This window comes from Herbaspirillum sp. UBA812 (genome assembly GCF_002296545.1).
Taxonomy (GTDB): Bacteria; Pseudomonadota; Gammaproteobacteria; order Burkholderiales; family Burkholderiaceae_D; genus Herbaspirillum; species Herbaspirillum huttiense.
Genome location: NZ_DBIC01000224.1, coordinates 1 through 4,225, shown reverse-complemented (window position 1 = coordinate 4,225; position 4,225 = coordinate 1). Strand labels below are relative to the sequence as shown.

Genomic DNA, 4,225 nt, shown 5'->3' with positions numbered 1-4,225 from the left:
CAGCGTCAACACGGCAAACACGTCGTCACCGATCAGCCCGGAGAAGGCACGCAGGTCGTCCAACGACAGGTCGGCCAGGTCGCAGCCCTTGTCCACGCAGGTCCGCACGGCGTGCGCCACGGCTTCGTGGGCGTCGCGGAAGGGCAGGCCCTTCTTGACCAGGTAGTCGGCCAGGTCGGTCGCCGTGGCGTAGCCCTGCAGGGCGGCCGCGCGCATGGCTTCGGGCTTGACGCTGATGCCGCGCGCCATGTCGGCGAAGATGCGCAGGGTATCGGTGAGCGTGTCGACGGTGTCGAACAGCGGTTCCTTGTCTTCCTGGTTGTCCTTGTTGTAGGCCAGGGGCTGGCCCTTCATCAGGGTCAGCAGGGCGATCAGGTGGCCGTTGACGCGGCCGGTCTTGCCGCGCGCCAGTTCGGGCACGTCCGGGTTCTTCTTCTGCGGCATGATGGACGAGCCGGTGCAGAAGCGGTCGGCGATGTCGATGAAGCCCACGCGCGGGCTCATCCAGATCACCAGCTCTTCGGACATGCGCGAGATGTGCGTCATCACCAGTGCAGCAGCGGCGCAGAATTCGATGGCGAAGTCACGGTCCGAGACGGCGTCCAGCGAGTTGCGGCACACGTCGTCGAAGCCCAGGGTCTTGGCCACGCGCAGGCGGTCGATCGGGAAGGTGGTGCCGGCCAGGGCGGCTGCGCCCAGCGGCAGGCGGTTGATGCGCTTGCGGGCGTCGATCATGCGTTCGGCATCGCGGCCGAACATCTCGACGTAGGCCAGCACGTGGTGGCCGAAGGTGATCGGCTGCGCCACCTGCATGTGGGTGAAGCCCGGCAGGATGGTGTCGGCGTGCTGCTCGGCCAGGTCCAGCAGGGCCAGGCGCAGATCGCGCAGCAGGCCGATGATGTCGTCGACCGCACCGCGCATGTAGAGGCGGATGTCGGTGGCCACCTGGTCGTTGCGCGAACGGCCGGTGTGCAGGCGCTTGCCGGCGTCGCCGACCAGTTCGGTCAGGCGCTTTTCGATGTTCAGGTGGACGTCTTCCAGGTCCAGCAGCCATTCGAACTGGCCGGACTCGATTTCACCCTTGATCTGGGCCATGCCGCGTTGGATCTCGGCGTAATCGGCCGCGCTGATGATGCCCTGGTGGGCCAGCATCTCGGCATGCGCCAGCGAGCCCTGGATGTCGACCTGGGCCATGCGGTTGTCGAAGAACACCGATGCGGTATAGCGCTTGACGAGATCGGAGACGGGTTCAGAAAAGCGAGCCGACCAGGCTTCGCCCTTTTTAGCAAATTGGTCTGTCATATAGGGAATTCCGGAGAATGGGCGATTATAGCAAGCACAACTGCGCCAGGCCACGGCCATGCAGCCGGAAATGCTGCGGCACGCGGATTTTTCGCATTTCATCACCGGACTGTCGCACGCTTTTTTCATCCGTTCCCAGCGGGTGGTTTGGAAAAGCTTTTCTCGACATCAAAGCAGGCGAAGTTTCCAGGTGGCATCATTTTTGCTTGTTGTTTTTGCGCAAGCTCTGCTGAGACGCTAAAAAGCCGTGGGCTACTGACATTTGCTGACGCTATACTCAGGGTGCGATGACTGATCCGGGGGAAATTCTGCAGGTTTCCGGAGAAGATCAGGGCTGCCAGCCACGGCGCAGCCAGGATGATGCCGACACCGGTCGGTGTCGTGGGGGCATCGTCCGGCTGCACCATGCCACGGGGTGGTCCTGTCAAGCGCTCAAGCGAGATGTGTGGGGGTCGTCTTACAGGAGAGAAGCATGAATTTGGAAGCACTGTTTCAGCAGCAAACTGCCTTGCCGAGCATTCCCAAGGTGGTGCAGGAAGTCATCGAAAGCTTCAACAACGAATCGGTCTCGATTGAAGAGATCGCCAAGAAACTGGCCGCAGATCAGGTTCTGAGCGCGAAGATCCTGCGCCTGGCCAATTCATCCTATTACCACGTCTCGCGCACCATCGGCACCGTCGATGATGCGGTGCTGATGCTGGGGTTCATGACGGTTCGTACGCTGGTGGTAAGCACCGGCATGGCCGGCAGTTTCAAGAAGCTGCCCGGCGTGGACCTGAAGCTGTTCTGGCGCTACAGCCTCGATACGGCCATCGTCGCCAAGTGGCTGGCCAAGCAGAAGCAGGTCAAGCTCAATTCCGATTTCGCCTTCACGGTGGGCCTGATGCATGCCATCGGCCAGCTGGTGATGCATGCCGGCATGCCCGAGCAGGCGCTGGAGGTGGACAAGGTCGCCGGTCCCCTGGATGCGCGCCGCCTGGATGTGGAGCGCCAGTCCTTCGGCTACGACTTTGCCGATGTGGGTGCCGAGCTGGCACGCCGCTGGCGTTTCCCGGACGAGTTCGCCAAGGTCATCAAGGCCTTCCCGCAGCCGCTCAAGGGCGAGTTCGATCCCTTCGCCGCGGTCGTCCACCTGGCTGCCTGGCGCGCCCGTGCCGAAGAAAACAAGTACTCCGCCGACGAACTGGAATCGACCTTCCCGGCGGAAGTGGCCGCCAAGCTGGGACTGAGCCTGGCCACCTTCACCGAGGACATGCCGCCGCTGGCCGAACTGGGCGAGGGCATGCAGGACCTGATCTCCTGAGCGGCCTGATCCGCCCCAACAGGGCAGGCCGGAGAGCGTCGAAGTACGGTGGTTTCCGGCCGATGTGAAGGAAAAGGACGTAAAAAACGACAATGCCGGCTCCCGCAAGGGGCCGGCATTGTCGTTGGTGAAGGGTACTGTCAAAACCCGGGAGGCGCGTGGCCGGCCCGGATCCTCAGTGTTTCCTCAGTAATTCAGCTTGGCGTCCAGGAAGTTGAGCATGGAGCGATACGCCTGGCTGCGCGCATCCGGGTTGCCGCCGCTGGTGACGCCTTCGCCGCGCTTGCCCACGCCGGCCACATCCATGCGCACGTGCACCGGCAGGCCGGGCGCGTCGAAGTCGTGATAGGTATCGGGATAGAGGCGCAGAGCGATCTCCGTGTCGCTGCCCTTCATCTTCTCTTCGATGGCTTCGCAGGCCTGGGGCGGCGTCCAGTCATCGTTCTCGCCCATCAGGATCAGGAGCGGTGCGGCCGGTTTGAAGGGCTCGCTGGTCTTGGCGTACGGGCGGCAATCCGGATAGAAGGCCACGGCGGCGCGCGGCTGGATCTTGCGCACGGCCACGTCGGTTTCGGCCAGGTTGATCGAGGCCAGCAGGGTCGACGCGCCATGCGACCAGCCCAGCAGGGCTATGCGCTTCACATCCACATCCGGCTGCGAAGTCACCCAGTGCAGGGCGGCCTGCACGTCATAGCGGCGGTTCATGGCGCTGACTTCGCGCTGGGCCACGGTGTCCTGGCAGGTGGAGCGGCGGCCGCGCGGGGTGAAGCTGTCCGGGAACAGCACGTTGTAGCCGGCGTCGCTGAGCACGCGTGCCATCGCCAGGTGGCGCGGCGTGAATTCACCCTTGCCATCCTTGACCATGCTGTACAAGCCGCCGCAGCCATGCAGGGCGATCACGGTCGGTGCCGGGCCCTTGGTGGTAAGCGACTTGCGTGCCTTGATCCAGACGCCATAGAGCGCGGTGGCCTTGCCGCCCTTGCTGTCCACGCTGGTGAGCGAGACGCGGCGTGCTTCCAGTGGTGGCGGCGGTGCCGAATTGGGCGCGGCCTGCGCCCAGGAGCCGATCACGGCCAGCGATGCTGCAATGCAGAACGCAGCCAGCGGTTTTCCCCAATGTCGCATGATGTCTGATTCCCCGTAGTGATGCCAAATCGTTGCCTGACGGCCTTTCCCGTCAACGGGGAAAATGGTCGCTGAAGCAATAAGCTTCACGGATTGCAACGACTGTATGTATTTGAATTCTTCAGCTTGTATTTTACAAAAGCGAAGCGTCGTGCGGCAGGGAAGATGCGTTTTTGCGGTGCAAAAATCTGATCCATCACAAGGGCGCGCCTGCACCTGTGCGTCGCCTGCAACAGCTTGTCGCTTCGTCAAATGTCATAAGAGTCATCTGTTATCGGCATGCAAACGCTGAACTTGAGACGGGGCGTCTCAGGCATCTTGTCAGGCCGACATCGCAGGTGCAGCGCCCAATAAAAAGGGCCGCCCGCATCGGCGGGCAGCCCTTGTAGTGGCAAGACGAACGCGTTGCTCAGCCGGTATTGCGCAAGCCGGCTGCCACCCCGTTGATGGTGAGGTGGATGCCGCGCTGCACGCGTTCTTCCGGCGCACGCTTCG

At 62.9% G+C, this 4,225-nt stretch carries 5 protein-coding genes; 1 reads left to right on the top strand and 4 read right to left on the bottom strand.

Annotated elements, in window-relative coordinates:
- Together argH and B3873_RS14720 are read right to left on the bottom strand one after the other, a co-directional pair.
- A partial coding sequence (gene argH, locus B3873_RS14725; RefSeq protein ID WP_286866953.1) for an argininosuccinate lyase occupies positions 1 to 1,302 on the bottom strand: 1,302 nt, incomplete at its 3' end.
- Positions 1,303 to 1,427: 125 nt separating this feature from the next.
- Positions 1,428 to 1,709, bottom strand: a complete 282-nt coding sequence (locus B3873_RS14720) for a hypothetical protein (RefSeq protein WP_286866951.1) — start codon at positions 1,707 to 1,709, stop codon at positions 1,428 to 1,430.
- A 65-nt stretch (positions 1,710 to 1,774) separates the two neighbouring features.
- Between B3873_RS14720 and B3873_RS14715 the strand changes: the two genes are divergently transcribed.
- Positions 1,775 to 2,605, top strand: a complete 831-nt coding sequence (locus tag B3873_RS14715) for an HDOD domain-containing protein (protein WP_286866948.1) — start codon at positions 1,775 to 1,777, stop codon at positions 2,603 to 2,605.
- 186 nt (positions 2,606 to 2,791) lie between these two features.
- Here the strand turns inward: B3873_RS14715 and B3873_RS14710 are convergent, their stop codons facing one another.
- Positions 2,792 to 3,730, bottom strand: a complete 939-nt coding sequence (locus B3873_RS14710) for a dienelactone hydrolase family protein (protein ID WP_286866946.1) — start codon at positions 3,728 to 3,730, stop codon at positions 2,792 to 2,794.
- A 409-nt stretch (positions 3,731 to 4,139) separates the two neighbouring features.
- Positions 4,140 to 4,225: phosphoenolpyruvate carboxylase (locus tag B3873_RS26690; protein ID WP_414651545.1), on the bottom strand; the 86-nt coding region annotated here is incomplete at its 5' end.

Excerpts from the sequence above, each read along its gene's own strand:
- B3873_RS14720 (WP_286866951.1), bottom strand. The coding sequence starts at position 1,709 with ATGGTGCAGCCGGACGATGCCCCCACGACACCGACCGGTGTCGGCATC.
- B3873_RS14715 (WP_286866948.1), top strand. The coding sequence starts at position 1,775 with ATGAATTTGGAAGCACTGTTTCAGCAGCAAACTGCCTTGCCGAGCATT.
- B3873_RS14710 (WP_286866946.1), bottom strand. The coding sequence starts at position 3,730 with ATGCGACATTGGGGAAAACCGCTGGCTGCGTTCTGCATTGCAGCATCG.